At 43.0% G+C, this 20,024-nt stretch carries 14 protein-coding genes; 2 read left to right on the top strand and 12 right to left on the bottom strand.

The features are described 5' to 3' along the window. Positions 1–15: 15 nt before the first annotated feature. The 7 genes from NIA71_RS17825 to NIA71_RS17795 all read right to left on the bottom strand — a co-directional run bounded on the left by NIA71_RS17825 (position 16) and on the right by NIA71_RS17795 (position 9,458). On the bottom strand, positions 16–1,347 hold the full coding sequence (locus NIA71_RS17825; protein ID WP_148395517.1) for an LCP family protein: 1,332 nt from the start codon (positions 1,345–1,347) through the stop codon (positions 16–18). 779 nt (positions 1,348–2,126) lie between these two features. Then, complete coding sequence (locus tag NIA71_RS17820; RefSeq protein ID WP_253021119.1) at positions 2,127–3,473, bottom strand: LCP family protein; 1,347 nt, start codon at positions 3,471–3,473, stop codon at positions 2,127–2,129. A gap of 107 nt (positions 3,474–3,580) precedes the next feature. Further along, the gene (locus NIA71_RS17815) at positions 3,581–5,563 is read right to left on the bottom strand and encodes a S8 family serine peptidase (protein WP_227754805.1); all 1,983 of its coding nucleotides are present in this window, start codon (positions 5,561–5,563) and stop codon (positions 3,581–3,583) included. 386 nt (positions 5,564–5,949) lie between these two features. After that, positions 5,950–6,714 (bottom strand): ABC transporter ATP-binding protein, encoded by a 765-nt coding sequence (locus NIA71_RS17810; RefSeq protein ID WP_227754806.1) that lies wholly within the window; start codon positions 6,712–6,714, stop codon positions 5,950–5,952. Next, positions 6,711–7,478, bottom strand: coding sequence for an ABC transporter permease (locus tag NIA71_RS17805; RefSeq protein ID WP_227754807.1), 768 nt, complete (start codon positions 7,476–7,478; stop codon positions 6,711–6,713). Before NIA71_RS17805 ends, NIA71_RS17810 begins: the two co-directional genes overlap by 4 nt. A gap of 18 nt (positions 7,479–7,496) precedes the next feature. Further along, positions 7,497–8,468, bottom strand: a complete 972-nt coding sequence (locus NIA71_RS17800; RefSeq protein WP_227754808.1) for an ABC transporter substrate-binding protein — start codon at positions 8,466–8,468, stop codon at positions 7,497–7,499. A 30-nt stretch (positions 8,469–8,498) separates the two neighbouring features. Continuing rightward, the gene (locus tag NIA71_RS17795) at positions 8,499–9,458 is read right to left on the bottom strand and encodes a LysR family transcriptional regulator (protein ID WP_253021118.1); all 960 of its coding nucleotides are present in this window, start codon (positions 9,456–9,458) and stop codon (positions 8,499–8,501) included. Between the two features lie 167 nt (positions 9,459–9,625). On the opposite strand from NIA71_RS17795, the gene NIA71_RS17790 reads away from it, so the two are divergent. Then, the gene (locus NIA71_RS17790) at positions 9,626–11,107 is read left to right on the top strand and encodes a class I adenylate-forming enzyme family protein (protein ID WP_253021117.1); all 1,482 of its coding nucleotides are present in this window, start codon (positions 9,626–9,628) and stop codon (positions 11,105–11,107) included. 34 nt (positions 11,108–11,141) lie between these two features. Then, positions 11,142–13,421 (top strand): S8 family serine peptidase, encoded by a 2,280-nt coding sequence (locus NIA71_RS17785; RefSeq protein WP_253021116.1) that lies wholly within the window; start codon positions 11,142–11,144, stop codon positions 13,419–13,421. A 43-nt stretch (positions 13,422–13,464) separates the two neighbouring features. On the opposite strand, the gene NIA71_RS17780 is transcribed toward NIA71_RS17785, so the two are convergent. The 5 genes from NIA71_RS17780 to NIA71_RS17760 form a co-directional block, all read right to left on the bottom strand. Beyond that, the gene (locus NIA71_RS17780) at positions 13,465–14,532 is read right to left on the bottom strand and encodes a hypothetical protein (protein ID WP_227754812.1); all 1,068 of its coding nucleotides are present in this window, start codon (positions 14,530–14,532) and stop codon (positions 13,465–13,467) included. A gap of 29 nt (positions 14,533–14,561) precedes the next feature. Continuing rightward, entirely contained in the window at positions 14,562–16,136 is a 1,575-nt protein-coding gene (locus tag NIA71_RS17775; protein WP_227754813.1) for an MBOAT family O-acyltransferase, read from the bottom strand. A gap of 8 nt (positions 16,137–16,144) precedes the next feature. After that, positions 16,145–16,372: a phosphopantetheine-binding protein gene (locus NIA71_RS17770; protein ID WP_227754814.1), complete on the bottom strand. Its 228-nt coding sequence runs from the start codon at positions 16,370–16,372 to the stop codon at positions 16,145–16,147. Positions 16,373–16,617: 245 nt separating this feature from the next. Further along, positions 16,618–18,771, bottom strand: coding sequence for an SGNH/GDSL hydrolase family protein (locus NIA71_RS17765; protein WP_253021115.1), 2,154 nt, complete (start codon positions 18,769–18,771; stop codon positions 16,618–16,620). Positions 18,772–18,862: 91 nt separating this feature from the next. Continuing rightward, on the bottom strand, positions 18,863–20,023 hold the full coding sequence (locus NIA71_RS17760) for a CDP-glycerol glycerophosphotransferase family protein (RefSeq protein ID WP_253021114.1): 1,161 nt from the start codon (positions 20,021–20,023) through the stop codon (positions 18,863–18,865). Position 20,024 lies beyond the last annotated feature (1 nt).

Genomic DNA, 20,024 nt, shown 5'->3' with positions numbered 1-20,024 from the left:
CCTTTCTACAGGAACCTACCATATCCCTGTTATGCTTGAAATACTGTTGCTGATTTTTTCTACGGTTTCGGTGGGCTCATAATCCTTTTGATTAAAGAATTCTTCGTGGAGCTGAATGACATTGCTTTTGAGCGTCACTGGCGGTCCGTAGTATATGTTATTGTGCATCCAGTCTGCCGATTTGTAAGGCCAGTTCTTACTTTCCGTGATATTATAAGAGTTAATTTCCAGAATCATTTCCATCATCTGATTGGTAGACATATTCGTCTTGATGGTCGGCAGAATTTTATCGGCTATCTGATTCAGCTGGCTGAGGCTCAGAGTTTTGGCCTTCTCAAAGGCAGCTGAAAGCACGATTTTCATACGTTCGTTTCTTCGGTGGTCGCCGTCAGCCGAATCCTTTCGGATTCTGGCATAGGTTACAGCCTGATTTCCGTTGAGTGTCTGCTTACCGGCTTTCTTGATTTTCTTCTTCGGTCCGCCGATATTTTTTTGCGTATCCTTAATATACTTATTCATTTCTTTGATTTCTGATTCCTTGATTTCAATATCAAGGCCGCCCAGCTCGTCCACTGTATCGGCTACCGACTTCCAATTGACCACCACAGCTTCCTCGCAGTTCAAGTCCAGATTCCGGTTGATGGTCTGCAGGGTCTGGGCCGCTTTGCCGTAAAAATAGGCGTGGGTCATCTTATCGAGACCGAAATTGTCTCCCAAACTCACATAGGTGTCCCGATACAGGGATACCAGCTTAACTTCGTTAGTCTTTTCGTTGATACTGGCGATGATCATCGCATCGCTCCTTGTATTAGAATCATCGTCCATATCCCTGGCATCTATACCCAAAAGGGCGATATTTCGGTAATTTTTCAGTTCCTTGGCCACCCGGTCGTCGATTCCCAGGGCCTCCCGATTAACCTGTACTTTCGCCACTTTGTCAAGCTTGGTATGAACTACTGTCAGTCCGGCGCCAATGACGCCTCCCAGGGCCACCACCAGGACCAGGACCACCACCAGCGCGATCACCAGTGGCTTGTTGCTTTTTTTCTTCTTTTTTTTCTGACCGGATTCATCTGCCCTTGCCTTTGTTTGGCGCTTTTCTTCTTTTTCCCGTTCTTTTTGCTCTCGCTTTTCCTGCTTTTCCCGGGCTTTTCGTTCTTTTTCTGTCTCTTCTTTGCCAGCGCTGCTTTTAGCCGACCGTCCGCCGCCTTCGAGGACGCTGCCGCCGGTTTGTTCCTGGCCGTCCGCTGCTGTTTCTTCATCCTCCAAAGTTTTTGCCAGTAATTCTTCTATATTTTCAAATCCATGATCATTTTTTCCATGATTGAACTGATTCTCAGAGCTCATTTCGGATTTCTCCTTTCTGTCTCTTACCCTCAGGTGTTCTCAGACATTCCTTCTTTCAATAACGTAAATTAGAGCCGGTTGGTGGGGGCGGAACCCCCTAAATAACGTTCCTATTATACCAATACTAGCCCTAAAATGCAACAAAAAGCGGCATTTTAAGACATTCTTCACAAATATGGGCCGGAGGTATTTGGGTGATCTGATTGGGCAAGGGATGAGGGCCCGGATGCAACTGGCTTGGCGGGGTGCAGCTGAAAGGGGCTGCCTGCTGAAAACTGATTTGATTTATGCGGCTCTACATGGGGGTGCGGGATACATAGGGGTACACTAAATTTTTGATTTTTAAAAATTTAGTGTGGAATTTCAACGTTTCCAAGGTTTTCATTATGGTAAACCAAAAGGCAGGAGCCTTTTTTATTACGTAGGAAATATCGTCAGCGATAGTTCCGGAGTATCAACAAAGTCTACTTCTTTTAAGAATCGGCGAAGCCGACTTTGTTCCAGAGGCGATTGCGTAGATATAAAGCAAAAGATTTATTCGTTTTTTGCAGCAACTTTGCAGGCTCCAGAGCCTTAAATGGGAAAAATCTTCTGCAGCAGCCTGATTGGACCTAAGTCAGCGCCAATCAGATCCTGTCCGCGTTGAAAAAAGATACAAAAGCCGATGGTTTTTATCCTTTTGTAGCAACTCTGCCCATTCTCTATAAACGCACACTGCTGCATAAAACCGCTTTTCCATATGAAAAGTGATTTCATGCAGCAGTCTTATTATCTGTCGCCTAATACAGCCCTGTCCGTCTGGAAATTTCTTTGCTTATATCCTGTACGGTCTGAGTCGGTTCGTACCCAGGCTGTCCGAAGTATTTTTCATGGAGCTCGGTCACATTGCGTTTCAGGGTGACCGGCGGACCCACCCATGCTCCGTTGTAGCTGGTCCAGCTTCCGGTTTCAAAGGGCCATCCTGCGCTGTCGGTCATATCGTACCTTAGAAATGCAAACATGACTTTGAGCAGGCTATTGGTATCCATATTGGTCCTGATCTGCGGCATTACCTGATCGGCAATCTGCTTCAGCTTGAATGGGTTGGTCTTTTTTGCCTTATCCACTGCTGCGGAAACGACAATCTTCATCCTCTCGTTTCTGCGGTAATCGCCTTCCGACGAATCCTTTCGAATTCGCGCATAGGTCACGGCCTGATTACCGTTGAGAGTCTGCATACCGGCTTTTTTAATCTTCTCTTTGGAGCCGCCGATATTCTTCTGGGTATCCTTAATATATTTGTTCATCTCTTTGATTTCAGACTTTTTGATTTCAACATCAATCCCGCCCAGGCCGTCGATGGCATCGGCCACCGCCTTCCAGTTGACGATGACGGCTTCTCGGATATTAAGGTCCATATTCTCATTTAAGCTGTGCAGGGTTCCCGTGGTGCCCGCATAAGCGTGAACGTTGGTAATTTTATCATAGCCGTATTTTTTATTGGCATGAAGATACGTATCCCGATAAACGGAAATCTGACGAATCGCCTTATTCTGCTTGTCAATGCTGAGCATAATGATTGCATCGGTCCTGCAGGTCTTATAGTCTTCCATATCCCTTGCGTCCACACCCAGCAGGGCAATGTTCTGGTAGTTTTTCAAGTCGTGCTCAACCTGTGGGTTGATTCCCAGGTTGGCCTGGTCGATCTCCTCAGTTCCCACTTTTTCCATCAGGCCCATGACAAAGAGTATCCCCGCGGCAGCAGCCGCAATCAAAAGGAGGAGCACGATCAGGATTACCCGCCGGAGGCTCCTGCCTTTTTTCTTTTTCTTTTTTGCTGGCGGTTTTTTCTGTTCTTTTTTCTCCCTGCGGGAAGGCTTCGGTTCTTCAAAGACACTGGATTGCTGCTTGTTTGCACGCTTTTTGCGGGTATAGGTCCGTACATCATCCTCAGGCGCGCGGCTGGCATCGGTATTTTCCCGTAAAGCTAAATATTCCTGATAGGCAGCTTCCCGCTGTCTGCGCTTTTTTTCTGCTTCTTTTTCCTGATCGCGGCTTTGAAAAAGCATCTGCGTTTCTTCCCAGCCGTCATACGACTGGGTGTCCCGGCTGCTGTCTCTTTTTCCGCTGTACTTATCTGATCTCATCGAGTTTTCTCCTTCTTGTATAGCGGATTTATTATAGCAGTAAACCGCTTCAAAGGCAAGAAATGACGGGAAAATTTAGGAATCGTAAGGGAATATTAAGAGGCCCTTTATATTCGTTTTGCTTTGATGGCTGAGTAGGCGCTGTAAACAGTTTTCCCGTGAATCCGTTTATAGGCTACTACTTTATATCGATATTTTCTGCCCTTTATCAGGCCCTTATTGACATAGGTTCTGCCATTTGCCCCTTTTTTATGAACCTGCTTCCACTTTGAGGACGAGCCTTGGCTGCGATAGATTTTGTAGCCGCTGGCCTGAGGAACTTTCTTCCATTTTAACGTAATCGACGCGCCCTTTTTGCTGATAGTTACAGCAGGCCGCGCAGGCCTTGCAGTTCCAGTCTTGATCTCGGATGCTTCGCCATAGTACCGTTTGCCGGAAACGACACGGTAAGAGCAGACTTTATAAGAATAGGTTTTGCCCGGGCGCAGCTTGGAATTTCTCCATTTCGTAGTTGTATTTTTTGAAATGGTCTTCACCGGTTTATAGGCGCCTTGATTGGCTGTCTTTCGGTAAACCACATACCCATCGGCGTTTTTTGTCTGCTTCCAAGAAAGAGCAATCGTTTTATAGTTAATGGTTTTGCATTTCAAAGCGGCTACCTTTCCCGAACCCCGGGCTTTGGCGGCCGCAGCGCTGCTGAAATCGCTGACCATCTTTTTCCCGTCTTCCGTGGTGCCGTAGGCTTTTACTTTATAAAAATAATTCTTGTTGAACTTCCGTTTTGGATCCAGGAAGTATCTCTGATCTCCTTTTCGGATTTGTTTGATCCGCTTATAATGCCCATTTTTTTCAGCCGCGCGATAGATCCAATAACCATTGGCCTGAGGTATTCGATCCCAGGAAACTTTTATCGTATGTCTGCCGTCTGACTGGGCTTTGGCCTCCGGCTGGGGCAGTGCCTCTGCATTTGTTTGGATCCGGCGTCCCGCTGCCGCCGCCACCGCCCGATAAGCGTTCACGTTGCCGCTGCCGGTATATCGATCAGATCCCCGGGTATAAAGATCGGTAGCGGTGGAACAGAGAATCTCCTTTACTTCCCGCGCCTTCAAATTCGGATTTACATACAGCATCAGTGCGGCCACTGCTGCCACAGAAGGCGCTGCGTAAGAAGTTCCGGAACCCGATACATACGCCCCTCCCAGCGTGGTCGTATAGATAGCGTCTCCCGGCGCAGAAAGATCTTTTTTCTTTCCGTAATTGGAGCTGGGTGCTTTGGTATGGCGGCTCCAGGCGTTTTTATATTTCTGGGTGCTGATTACACTGATTGTGGCGTCAAAATCCGAAGGATACCAGGTTTTTTCATTATTATGGTTTCCTGCAGAGCAAACAATTACCACATTCTTATTATATACAGCGTCGTTGATGGCCTTTTCCAATGCTTTATCGTTGTGTTTCTTTCCTGACAGATCCTTAGCTCCCGGACTGTGGCCCAGACACATGTTAATCACCCGCGCGCCGTGGTCGCAGGCATAATTGAGGCCCTTGATGATATCCTTCGTTGAGGCGTTGCTCTGGGCTGTATATTGTTTGTCTTGGAATACATTGACCCCCATGAGTGAAATCAAGTCATTATCGTTTCCCGCTGCTACACCGGAAATTCCTTTGCCGTTGCCAGATGTGGCTGCAATAATGCCGGCAGTCTTGGTTCCATGGGGAAATTTTGGAGTCTGATATGTAGGATATGGAGCTGTCTTTCCTGCCACAGAAACACAATGCTCCTTATTAAGATTGGCCTGAAGATCAGGGTGGCTGGTATCAATCCCCGTATCCAGCGTTGCGACTATTATTTTGTCGCTTTCCTTTCGCATCTGTCTGGGTTTGATCTCATCGATCAGATTCCAGGCTTCGGGAACGTCCATATAATCCAGTGTCCATTCCCAGCCCTCCCCTGGCTTTGTCTGTGACAAGCGCTGCGAATCAAAAGCCGTCTCCGCTCTGGTAACGTCGATGTTGCTTCCCCCCAAGACAAAGGTAACCGCCAGCACAGCGGCAAGGCAAATACTGCCTCTGGTTAAAAACCTTCTTTTCATGACTGAGTTCCTTTCTTTTATTGAATCGATCCACACTTATAAGTATGGTACCACCTGTCAAGTTCCCAGTCAAGTACAGAAAAAGGAGCTGCCGCAGTAATGTGATCGTGATCGCCGTGATCCCTGAATCCTTGAGCGTCATGTTCTCGAGGAGTCGGGGGGTCGGGGTTCCGGAGTCGTGAGCAAATCATTGCAAGCCTCGACCAAAACAAGCTCGAGCGATCATTTTACTTTTCTTCTTTTATGAATCCGTGCCCGGAGGGTCCGCTCCTTTCGCAAAATGGATCGAAAGAAGGGGCACATCGCATTTGTTTTCACGGATGCGATATGCCCCTTCTATAAACATTTATTCTCCAGGCGTTTTTACCTTCTCCACGCTGCTTCCCTTACTGCTGATCTTCATCCTCTTCCCATAATGCGTCGTTGAACATTTTCCACATTTCACCGTATCCTGAGGATGCCGGGGTAACGGGCTTTTCAATGTTATTATCCATATCGATCTTGATCTTACCCTGCTTGGAAAGGAGCAGGATACGGGTTCCGAGAACCAGCGCTTCCTGGATATTATGGGTGATAAAGATGACCGTAGCGTTCTCTTTTTCTTTAATGCGCCATAGCTCAGCCTGCAGCTTGTTTCTAGTCATGGCATCCAGGCTGGCAAAGGGTTCGTCCATCAGGATAATCTTCGGATTAAGGGCCAGTCCTTTGGCAATGGCCACTCGCTGTTTCATCCCGCCGCTCAACTGATGGGGATAAAAGTCGCCGTAGTCGGACAGGCCAACAAGCTCCAGATGCTCCCGGGTAATCCGGTCCAGCTCTTCTTTATCCGTTATGCCATTGATCTTCAACGGGTACTGGATGTTCTTGCGAACCGTCTTCCACGGAAACAACTGATTAAAATCCTGGAAAACCATGATCCGATCAATGCCAGGCTTACGGACCTCCTTGCCATCGACCTTTATGACGCCTTCATAGTCTTCAAATCCGGCAATGCAGCGGATCAACGTAGTTTTACCACAGCCGGAGGGGCCCAAAATACAGATAAACTCCCCTTCATTGACGGTTAAATTCAAATTCTTGAGAATATCCTCCGAGTCTGGGGCATCGTGATAATTCTTTGTCAGTCCTTGGATTTCTAAAAGCTTGCTCATCTTGCCATCCCCCATTTCTTTACGGTCTTTCGTTCAATGGTATGGAAAAGCCCGTATTCGATAATGATTCCAATAATCATGATCACGATTAAGGCTGCGAACACACCTGCGATATCCACATTGGTCCGTTTCATAAAGATAAACCAGCCGATCCCGGCGCCGGCTCCAGTGGTACCGAAGATCATTTCGATACTGATCAAAGCCCGCCAGGCCCTGGCCCAGCCAACCCGCATGCCCGACAGCACATGGGTAAAGGCCGCCGGCAAATAGACCCCTTTTACCAGGTTGAAGCCTTTTAGTCCTATGTTCTTGCCGCTCTCTATGTAAATGCTGGAAACAGAATTGTATCCATCCATGATGCTTCTGGACATGGGCCAAATGATGGAATGAACCACAATAAAAATGGTAGTCAGCTCACCGATCCCAAACCAGAGAATGGCCAGAGGCAGCAGCGCCACACCCGGCAGCAGGTCGCAGATCGAAACAATTAAATGATAGATAGCCTTAAAGGTCTTAGATACCACCGCGATACTGGAAAAGATAAACGCCAGTATAATACCGATCGCCAGTCCTTTTAAAATCAAGGACATGGAATACATAGTAAAAGTAAACAGGCTGTCTTCCCGAAATCCATCGATAAAGCTCTGCCCAATATCCTTCAGAGAAGGAAAGATCAGTTCGCTGAAAGCCTGCATTTCATAGACGATCTGCCAGACTACCAGAAAACAAATGACAAAGATAATTTGTGTTCTTGCTTCTTTCATCCGCGTGCCCCTCGCTTCCTAGTTGCCTTTAACATTGTCAAATACCAGATCGCTGATATCCTTAGGACCGTCATTTTCCAAGAAACCGTTATCCGACATAAAGTTGGCAAAATCCATCAGTCCCTTTGTTTCTGTTGAGTAAACGCAATCCTTGTCCTTGAGCCATTTCTCCATGGTGGCTGCATCTACATCTTCCGCTTCACAGAGCATTTCAGCCGCTTCTTTGGTATTGCTGTTAAGGAATTCAATGGCATCATCAAAAGCCTTTACAACCGCATCATAAAGTTCGGGATTTTCCTCTTGCAGGGAGGTGGAAGCGACCGCTACGATAAAGGAATTACCGCTGGGCCAAACCGATTCCAGAGCCTCCACTTCGGAGATACCCGTCTCTGCGGCTTCCTTGAAAACGTATGGCGATGTGGTCAGCTGACAATCCACACTGCCGGAAAGAAGCGCCGACATTCCATCGGGATGGGACATGGCTACAATATTGTTGTCCAGAGCGTGGGCATCACCCAGCTGTTCTTTTGCCGCCATTGCAAGGACAATATGCTGGAAGCTTCCCATGTTGACCAGAGCAATTTTTTCATCCTTGATGTCTTTTAAGGATTTGATCTTTGGGTTGTTGGTCATGATCTTATGGGGCTGAGCCGACATGTTGGAGCAAATTTTATATGGAACGCCGCTGGTAATTCCCGTAATTGCAGGTCCCACACCCATAGCGCCCACGTCGATGCTGCCGCCGGCAAAGCCTTCCGTGATGGCAGAGCCGGAATTAAGTACGGACCATTCGATCTCTACCCCATCATAATACTTCTCGATCAGCTTCTGCTCCTTCATCACTTGCAGCGGCGCATACGCCATTCCGTACTGATGCGCAATCGTAAGCTTGTTCTTTGCGTCCGAATCCGAATCCCCGCCGCAGGCCGCCAGAGATACGGTTAAAATCAGTGTCAAAATAATTGCGATTAGTTTCTTTCGATGTTTCATTTTATTCTCCTTTAATAATAAGTTACATGTTTATCCAAACGACTCCAAAGAATCTTTTAAAACAGCGACGAATTCTTTGCAAGCGCGCGATAAATATTTTTGTTTGGGATAAGCGATGAACATATCCCTCTGGCAGATATCCGGATCGGTTAAATAAAAAGCTGGGTAATCCTGAAGATGGCTGTTTTTAATGGTACTTGCCGTCATCAGCGAAATGCCGACCCCCGCCAAGGTAAATGCGTAGCTGGTTATGGTCTGTTCTACTTCAACGCTACGCTTTGGAGGAAATCCATGGCGCTCAAAAAGCTGTTTCATCATGTTTCCAATATGCTGGTCATCCTTGAGCAGAACAAAGGGTTCATTCTCAAATCGTTTAAAGTCAACGGTCTTAAGCGAAGCCTCTTCTTTTTTCCTGTCCGACAAAATGTCATCGATTGATAACCTCTGTTCTGCGAGGGCATCATTAATGGGCCACTTTGGCGGAACACAGATGAAAATCCGTTCACTGAGAAACCGCTCATAAGAAAATCGGTCATCTTGCTGCCAGGGCGGCGAAATGAAGAGATCGATTTCGTTATTGAGGGCTTTCTCGATGATTTCCGGCATTTTCCCATCAACCACCTGGATTTTGATCCCCGGGTAGCGGCGCGTGTACTCCGCCACTGCCTTAGGCAGGTAGCTTACATTAAAAAAACTGGCCCCGCCGAGAACCAGATTGCCAGTAGCCAGATTATTGAGATCGGAAATGCGCTGCTCGAATGCCTTGTCGAGCTCCAAAGCCTGCTTTGCGTAATGCAGGTAGATGTCTCCGGCATCGGTCAAAGTAAGCGGCTTGTGAGATCGATCAAAAATCGTGATTCCCAGTTGATCCTCAATCTTTTTTAAATGAGCGCTCAATGCAGGCTGAGAAATCCCCAATTTCTCAGCAGCCTTGGATATGCTCTTATACTGCGCTGCTGCCAGAACATAGCTGGACGGAACAATATTCATTTTTCACCTCTCCATAACGTTTTATTTATACACACATAAGCACTCTTTTATATCGTCGCCAATTATATCCTTCCATTGTGAAAAAACGGTGAAGATTCTCTTAATTTCTTAAGAATTCTTAAAAAATACGATATAATAGAGCCACATTACTACTTAGGAGGGGTTAAATGACAACACATCAGTCCATCGTGGAATGGATCGCATTCCACGCCCAGCAGCAGCCCGACAGATTATGTCTTGCAGATGGGGCCAAGGCCGCAAGCTATCAGCAAGTCTGGCGCAATATTTACGGTCTGTCCCGGCACCTTAAAACAATTGGAGTCAGCACCGGCGATTGCGTTTTAGTCGAATGCACCCAGAATGTGGATTACATGATCTGCGAGTTCGCCATCCAGCTAGCCGGTGGAATTTTTGTTCCTGTGGAAAAGAATTCGGCCGCTGATCGAATTCATAGCATGGTTCAGGGTGTTGACGGCAAATTATATATAGGAAAAAAAGCCATAAACGAAGAAGTCCCATTTTTACCAATCCAAAGCGTGTCTGATTATCAGTACGATGGATCCATCGATTTAGATAACGTCACCTTCCCAAAGGAATCCGACACGGCTGAAATTTTATTTTCCACCGGTACCACCGGCAAATCCAAGGGAATTGAACTTTCCCACGGAAATGATGTGGCCCTGGCGGAAAACGTCATATATGGGGTACAGATGAAAGAATACAATGTGGAGCTGATTCCCATGCCCCTCAGCCATTCCCACGGATTGAGACGCTGTTACGGTAATATGCTCAACGGCAGCTCCGCGGTCTTTATCAATGGGGTTACGCTGCTGCAGGCAGTTTTCAGTCTCATGGATCAGTATCATGTCACATCTATGGATCTGTCGCCCAGCAATCTATCCATTATCTTTAAGCTTTCCAAAGACCGGCTGGGCGACTACGCCGATCAGCTGGATTATATTCAACTGGGTTCGGCGCCCCTTCCAGAGGAGGACAAGCTTCACCTTTCGAGGCTTCTGCCCAAGACCAGGCTCTATAATTTTTACGGTAGCACGGAAGCCGGCTGCTCCTGCCTGCTGGATTTCAACGCGGCTTCAGGAAAGCCGGGATGCATCGGCAAACCGGCCAAAAACGCCCAGTTCATCGTTGTAGATGAAAATCGAAATGTTATTGATTCTTCCATCGATCATTTGGGCTTTCTGGCCAGCTCCGGCTCCATCAATATGAAAGGATACTGGAAAGACCCCCAGCTGACAAAGGAAGCCATGGAGAACGGCTTTCTCTATACCAAAGATTTAGGGTATATCGATGAGGAAGGCTTTATTTATATGATGGGAAGAAAAGATGATGTCATCAATTACGGCGGTATCAAAATTTCGCCCGAGGAGATCGAAAGCATCGTGATTAAGCATCCGCAGGTTAACGACTGTGCCTGTATCCCGGTGAAAGATCCCCTCACCGGCCAAGCGCCCAAGCTGTTCATTTCCATCCAGGATCCCCAGCAATACGACCAAAAAGAGTTGAAAAACTATTTGCTGAAAAATCTGGATGCCAATAAGCAGCCCAAGTTTATCGAAGTGATTGATCAAATTCCCCGGACCTTTAATGGAAAAATTCAGCGGAATAAATTGATCGACCGTACCAACTGATTGATTAAGCACAATGAGGATACTGAGGTTTATTATGAAAAAAGCAATATCATTTATGTTAATCGCCGCCTTGTTTACAACAATGACCTTTACAGCAGCGCCCGCCGCATATGCGGCAGATTCTCCTTCCGTAGGCGATAGTGAATACGTAAAGGATGAAGTCCTGGTCGTCTTTGAGGAGGAACCTTCGAAAAAGGAACTTCGCTCTGTCACGGACGAAGTGGACGCAAAAAAAGTAGAGGAGGTGGAAACACCTGTCGAGGAAACGCCTTATGTTGTGACGCTGGACAAAGGGGAGTCGATGGAGGATGCGGTGAAAGACCTGGAAAAGGAAAAAGCGGTCGCCTATGCTCAGCCCAATTATCTGTATAGTCTGGATGCCGGGGAAGACAACGAACTTGCATCTGCCAGGGCAGCGACTGCAGGGAAAGATGACACCGATCTTTGGAATCTAAAAAAGGTCGATACCCAGCAATCTTGGGATTTGATTGATGAAGTGAAGAAAGACGGTCAGCCGCGGGAGAAGGTTACGGTTGCGGTGCTGGATACAGGAGTCAACCTGGAGCATCCCGATCTGCAGGCAGCGTTAAACAAGGACAAATGTGTCAGGGTGGTAAATGAACAGGATCCGGCTAACTATCCAAAATTAAAGGTATCTGATGTCAACCATGGCGATAATGGAGGGCATGGAACCAAGGTTTCGGGTGTAATTGCTGCTACTTCCGGTAACGGTATTGGCGTGGCCGGCGTTGCTGCAGGAAACAGCAATGATCTCATTGAATTAGCTGTTATTGACGTTTATACTCGTTACAACTCCGGTAAAGATCGGCTTGCCACTTCTGCAGATATTATCAAAGGAATCAGTTATGCTTGTGATACTGCCGGGGCTAAAGTCATTAATATGAGTCTGGGACATTATCCGGGCGATCGTGAGTCAAATAGTGGAATACTGCCTGATGGTGTTGTAGGAACAGATAATCTGTTAAAACAGACAATTCACGATGCTGTAAATACAAAGAATGTGACGATTGTCTGTTCCGCAGGCAACAAAAACAGTACTGTATCTTGGTATCCCTCTGACTTTGATGATTGCATCAGTGTTATCTCGACTACTAATTATTCTGACGTATATTCCAACTCTAAAGCGGCTACTTCCGGTTACGGCTGGAAAAAGGATATCTCTGCACCAGGATATTTAATAAGTACAACCCAGCCCAGTGGAGGGTATTCCAATAACTCATCCTCTGGAACTTCTTTTGCTGCTCCTGTCGTTTCAGCTGTAGCGGCGATGGTCTACTATGTCAATCCTAAAATCACATCAAATGAAGTAAAAAAAATCCTTGTTGATACAGCTACCGACTTATATACATATGGCGACGATATTTATACCAGGTGCGGCAATGTAAATGCCTTTGCCGCAGTCTCTAAAGCTGCAGGATATCCAGCACCATCAGCAAGCAAGCTTCCTGCGCCTGTCTCCGCAAAAGCTGTATCAAGTGGTTATAATGGGGTGAAAATCAGTTGGTCAAAAGTGGCCTCTGCCAAAGGTTATCAAATATACCGCTCAACCTCACAATCAGGAACGTTTAACCGTATTCAGACAATCTCAAGCAAGAACACCACAAGCTATATTGATTCCGGACTTACAACTGGAAAGTCCTATTATTATAAAGTACGGGCTTATGGCACTCTCGATAACAAACGGGCATATAGTCCTCATGTTATGACAAAAGCGCTCCCACTACCAGCTGCAACATCCCAATTTAGCGTTTCCAGTAAGACATATAAAAGCATTCAACTCAAGTGGAAGAAGGTCAAAGGCGCATCCGGTTATGGCTTATATCGTTCAACATCGAAGAACGGAGTATACAAGTACATAAAAAGAATCTCTCGCAGTAATACTACCTCTTATATTAACTCGTCGGGTTTAAAGACTGGACGCACTTATTACTATAAAATGCGGGCTTATCGAACAGTCTCAGGTAAACGTATATATGGCTCTTATTCTAAAATATACAGCGCTAAAGCAGCACCTGCAAAGCCCGGACTTGCACTATCAAAAAAATCCTCAAAAAGTGTCAAGGTAAGATGGAGCAAACTTTCAAAAGTAGATGGCTATTCCATCTACCGCTCCACATCAAAAAATGGTAAATACAGAAGGATAAAAACTAAGTCTTCCCGCTCCTCCCGATATCTTATTGATAAGAAGGTTAAGAAAAAGAAAACTTATTATTATAAAGCCAGGGCTTACAAACGCGTTAAAGGCAAAACCATATATGGCAAATATACTGCCCCGAAAAAAATTGGCCTATAATAAAAAAAGCTGTGCTCATCAATCACAGCTTTTTTTATTTGTTTTATTCTTGCATTGCAGATTTTCTTTCTGCAATATAGTCTAAATAGTAGTCGTACGCTTCCTTCCAGCTTTGATAAGTCTTATCACCTCTATGGTCCGTTAAATTATAATGTGTCGATAGGTATTGAGCAAGATAATCGGTGTATTTTGTTGACCCTAAAATATTGGTATGTTTATTATCATAATAATCTTTATCCCAATTAATCCCTATCTTTTTGGCCATTTCCTCTGTGTTAAAATTAAGCACTGTATAACCGTGATCTTCGATTAGTTTAACTGCTTTGTTCATCCTTCCCATTTTTACAGGGTCTTGAGTTGAGAAGGGAGATAAAACAAACAGCACTTCTGCATCAAGGGTATCACAATAGTTTAATAGGGATTCTAACAACTTTTCCGTGTCTTCCGATAGCGATTCTTCTCCATCATAGTATTGTGGAGGAGTTTGCATAACCTGTTGAAAAGATTTTGTACCGCTTACAAAAAAACCTTTTGTGTCCTGCATTTTATCTCGGAGCAGCAAATCATCCGAAGTTAAATCCTCCGCCTGCCATCTTCCATGATATTTTAAAATAGGGAAATAATAATTCATTTTGTTTTCATCAACACCATTATCGCCTAACCTGGCATACTCTACTGCTGAATCAATCATCTTTTTACGGTTCATCGAAAAACGCATACTATCGGTAACTCTCCGAATTCCTTCTTCTTTGACTTCGCTTGCGCTCTCTGTCACCTCTCTCATCTCCAACACATATACAGCAGGGTCCTGACTCTTTTCAACCTCTTCTATCAAATATTTAAACAACACCATCGGCTGGTCAGAGGTCGAGAGACTAAATATGCTGATCCCTTGCTGCGCGTATGCTCTTGGTGCATTCCAAAATCGATTTGCCGCACTGGATCCCATGTAAACTCCATCAAGCGTGTTTTTCTCTTCTGCATAAAAACTGTTAAGAACCTGTTTATTTTCATCCTCCTCTCCTAGCGAAAATGCTTTGTTCAAGTAAAAAAAAGTCAAAACACAAACAAATATAAAAATGATTGCTCTTATAAGATTCCTTTTAGACATATATGCTCCATTCGTTTATGATCATCAAATTAGAAGCCTCGATATATGAACGCACTGGCATCATACCCCGGTCCGTAAATACCGAAAATAAATACTGCAACGATTGCCGCTAAGTAGACACCCCAGCGAAACAAAATATTTTGTCTGGCCAGGGATTCTCTTATTTTCCACCCGTTTTCCTGCATTAAGCTGATAACAAACCAAACTGTACAGAAAAGAAATACTAAAGCAATATCCTTTTCAGTAAGCCCCAGTTGATAAATGCTTCCGTTAAAAATCACTCCCGGATTAAAAATACAGAGCGATTTGAACATACTAATTGCTGCGGTAAAGGACACAGCCTTTGGGAGCAGCCTGCCAATTACAATCAGAAAAAATGTGCGCAAAATTTGAAAAAGACGCCAGCTGAAGGTCTTAGTATTAATCCGCAATATTTCTATCAGCTTATCCAAATAGGGCTTTAGAACCAAACCCATGATAATAATGCCTCCGTTATACAAGCCATATGCGATATATTTGAATTCTGCTCCATGCCACAACCCAATAGTAAGAAAGGTGGCCATTTGCGCTACCAGTACGGGAAACAACTTTCCCAGTCGATCTCCTAACGTACTCCGTAGTTTTTTTCCTGCTTTGCCAAACGTTTTTGAAAGTGAGATGGGATAAAAGATATAATCGCGACACCAATTTCCCAGGGTTATATGCCATCTGCGCCAGAATTCTGAAATACTATCAGAAAAATAGGGCCGTTCAAAATTATTGACCATCTCAATTCCAAGGATTTGCGCAACACCTCGCGCAATGTCAATCCCGCCCGAAAAGTCCGCATAAATTTGTATAGAATAAAGGAGCAGAGCAATTGCAACATAAAAACCCACATATTCCGTATAATTATCAAATACTTCATTCACGAAAATTCCCACACGATCTGCAATCACCAATTTTTTTAAAAACCCCCATAGGATCAATTGGGCGCCGTAGGAAAGATTTTGATAATTAAAAGTATGTCCTGCATAAAGTTGTCCGGCTAGTTGATCATATCTGCTGATAGGGCCTTGTATAATCTGAGGGAAAAAGGACACAAAAAGAGCAAATTTAAAAATATTCTGATCTGCTTCGAACTTATTTCGGTATAAATCAATAATATAGGCCACTGACTGAAACGTATAGAAAGAAATTCCTAAAGGGATTAAAACACCAGAATCAAAGTGAATCCCTGCAATTCCTAAGGCTTCAATATAATAGCGAAAATACTTTACGACCGCCAGTACTCCAAAATTAACAATCAAGATCAGGACCACCAGACTGCGCTTTTTTTTCTGTACCTGTGCCTTAGCCTCCTTTTTCTCTTCCCTGCTAAGTTGATCAGCGTTTCTGTCAATATAATTCTTATGTTCTGTATTTTTCTTGCCGATGGCCTGACCGCCAAAAAAAGTAACCACCGTTGTGAATAAAATGAAAACAAACGTCCTTGGACTAGATAGCAAATAAAAGACATAACTGCCTGCCAGCAGCACGGTCCACTGAATCTTTTTAGGTACTGCAAAATATATACAGACTACAGCAAAAACAAAGATTAAAAAATTAAGAGATGTAAACGCCATTTTTCAATCTATCCCTGCGCTTTCACAATCAAAGCAACCATGGCTTCCAGAGAATTAAAATTCTCAGGTGTCAAATCCTCTACTGAAATTTCAATATCAAATTCTTCGTTGAATTCGCCGACAATTGCTACAATATCCAAGGATTCAAGAATCTCATCATCAATTAATTTGATGTTTTCTTCAAAATTTACATCACCTCGAATATCTTTTAAAATTGCCAAAACTGTTTCTCTCATTTGTAAGTACCTCTTTCTGCATGCTGCTAATTTCAAATTAAAATAAAAAAATGTATAACGTCATTTAAGAGTATTCAACTCTCCTAAGACACGCTATACACACTTTAATATCATACTGTAACTACCAATATTCGTCAAGCTATGCTATGAATCTTTATCTTTTCTTCATCTACTGTTCACAAACGAAAAAATAATGCCTTCTATGATTTAAGCATAGAAAGCATTATTAACGTTTCTCAGTAACTCTATTTTCTTACAATAATCTGCTCATTAATTAAAAACTTAGATAACTTATTTCCTATTTGCGTATAAGTAAATCTGGTCATATGTAAATTGTCAGAAGTCACATATGGGCAAGTACTCTGCGTAACAAACTCAGCTGTACTGAATTGCTTGATATCAAGACCATAGTTTGGATCGTTTTGATATTTCTTAACCAATTGATCAATATCGTTCTGATAGTCCGTGAGCGTTAGATCAATCTTATTCTTGGTAACAAAACGATTGGTTAATTGAGCATAGTCATGGGTTCGATCGCTGTAGAACAGATCAACAAACACCACCTTAATGGGACTCTTACCTTTGGCTACCCGTTTGTCGCTTCCTTCTTTAATCCAAGTCATAATCTGATTAATGGCCCCATTGAAAGTCTTCGATTCTGGATTATCCCGAATATCTTGCTTTTGCTGATCACCCTGTTTATCCTGATTATTTTCCTCATCCTGTTTATTTTGATCTTCCTCTTTATTGGAATCATCTTTGCTGTTCTGCCAATAATTACTGTCTAAATCACCCAGTTCTGTATTATCTAAATAATCATTGGTTCCTGCTGCCATAATAACTACATCAAAGTCTTCATATTTTTGAGAGTTGGGATAAAGAGCTTCTTTTGGAGTCTCTCCCTTTTCCATCTTTTCCGCAACATCTGTAAGAAGCCGAAATCTGCTTGTACTCTCCTTATAAGCATAAGTCGCTCCAGGAATAGATGGATTATAATACTGCACGCCGGTCAGTTGGTTTACTCTCCACGGATAAGAAAAGACTTCTTTCGTAGTTGCACCCTTGTATGGCGAACCAAAGGTTATACTGTCTCCAATATACAAAATATTTGTATTGCCATAATTTCTGTCACTAATATCAAATCCCTTATCATAGCTGCTGTAAATCGTCTCACCATTTCTTACAGACATAGCTTTTACAGTGAAAAAAGGATGATCCGGATTTACGTCTATTGTCGCTTTCTGTCTTGTACCTGATTTGTGCTTAACACTCGTAATTCTCTGCCAATGACGGCTTCCACTAGCATCATTATATCCCGTGTATAGGTAGTAATTCTTAGCATTTTTCACTGTACTCCACTCAATAGTTGCTTTGCTGGAACTATTTTTAGTAACGTCAACGATGGAAGGTGTTGTTAATTCAAAATAACCATCTTTATCATAATTACTATAACTTCTCTTACTGCCATCATCCGAATAAGCTCGAACAGTATAAACAATGCCATTGTGCGCTGGATCTAAAAAGTACTCTGAATTCAATAAATCTTTTTCAGCTGCAGTTGTAAAACTTTGCCTATAAACGTCCTTGTATGTACCATTCCCAGCTTTGACTGTCGCAATTGCACGATAATCACCATTCAGACTGTTTTTTCTATATACTTTATAGCCTTCTGCACCCTCAACTCCATCCCAGGTAATTGTGGCATGCAGATTTGTAAAATCTACATTTACCTTTGGTTTATCTAATAACGTTGAAATGCCACGGCTGTCATAATCACCATATTTATATAGAATCTTACCAACTTTTCTTATTGGTTTTACCGTATAAGTATAATTTTTATTTTTATTTATGTTTTTATCTGTATAGGAACACTCACTGGATTTTGCTTTTACTGATGCAATTTTTGTATATGCACCATTTCCAGTCCTCCTTAATACATCATATGAATATCCCTTAACTGATTTCCAGCTGATATTTGTACGCTCTTTGTTATCCGTTGTATAACGTTTAAGTGTCTGTAATTGAGGAGCTTTAATCCTTACTGGCGTTACACTTCTGCCTTTACTTGTATATGTTCTCGATTTGGTTCTGCTTACAATTCGATATGCATATTTTTTTCCGGCAACAACTTTCTTATCTGTATATGTACTCTTTTTCTTGCTGAGGGTAGCTACTTTTTTGTATTTGCCTTTCGCTGTTTTTTTATATATGTAATATTTCGAAGTTCCCTTTGCCTTTTTCCAAGAAACCTTTACGCTCGATTTTGTCGAGACAATTTTTGATATTACCGGGGTTCTGCTGCTTTTGCTTTTAGCTGCATATGCTGGAGTAATGCTTGCAAAGACAAAAACTGATATCAAGAGCATTAATATTAGTACTTTTACTTTTTTATGTTTCATGCCATATAACTCCTCTTTTATTTTCATACACTGAATTCTGTCCATAAATTTTATCATATTATGATTCGAATCTCAAGTAAAAACGATATACCTAACAAAAGATACCAAAAATCCAGCTGCAAGTTTTCTTCGTAGCTTCGCCATCGCAGGCATCCATAAATTTTTTCCGGAACTGCAGTCTTTTGGCAGGCTCCATCTTTTCTGAATGAATCGAATCAATCAAATCCGACCAATTAGTCACCACATCTCCATAAACATATTCAGAAAAATTAAAATACATCCCACGATCGCCGCTATAATTATTCAGGTCAGGAACGTAGTAAATAATTGGTTTATCTACCAACAGATAATCAAAAATAACCGAAGAATAGTCTGTGATCAATATGTCTGTAATTAACAGCAAATCATTGATGTCTCTGTATTGTGACAAATCGAAATAAAAATCCGGATAGGCCTCCAAATTATAAACTTCTAAATTTGAACTCTTGATATTATTATAAGCTGCAGGATGCCATTTAAAAATAAATACGTAGTCCTCGTGCAGCGCATTGTAAAGGTGCGGAAGTTTCAGACTATCAAAATCATAAGCCGCATCTTTTACCAGCGTTCCACGATAAGTTGGCGCGAAGAGAATTACCTTTTTATCTTTAAAGATTGGATATTTTTGATATAACGTCTGCTTTGTCTTTATGATATATTCATTATCAAAAAAAATATCTGTCCGCGGAATTCCTGTTGCCTGTACATGTTCAATGGGCATAGAAAAAGCTTCCGCATAACATGCTCTGATCGCATCTGCGCTAACAATGGCCTTTGCATACCGTTTATATCCCTGGTGAATTTTTATCTTTTCATTTTCATTGAGTTGTCTGCTATAACCAAATTTTTTATAGGCACCAGCGCCATGCCAGAGTTGACAAATCTGCTGCCCCTTTCTCAATCTTATGAAGGCCGTATAGTCCAAGAAGTCTTCCAATAATATATAATTTGAAACAGCCATATTATATGCAAGTTTTAAATAATTCATAAAGCTGCGGCGGAATCTTCTGTCTTCTTTGAAATCAACAACTTTTTCAAATGACTCAGGCAGGTAATCATATACAAACTTTAGATTTCCACCAAGTTCTTTTCTTACATCTGAGGCAAATAAAACTCGATTTTCTTTCACTTTTATAAACATCGATACAATTCGATTTATAATTATAAATGGCACAACTCTAACGGCTGTCCTGGTTTTCCGCATTAGTTTCATA

The sequence above is a fragment of the Ihubacter massiliensis genome, from assembly GCF_024125305.1.
Classification (GTDB): domain Bacteria; phylum Bacillota; class Clostridia; order Peptostreptococcales; family Anaerovoracaceae; genus Hominibacterium; species Hominibacterium faecale.
Note: the sequence above shows the minus strand (reverse complement) of the source record. Positions and strands in the feature narration are given on the sequence as shown.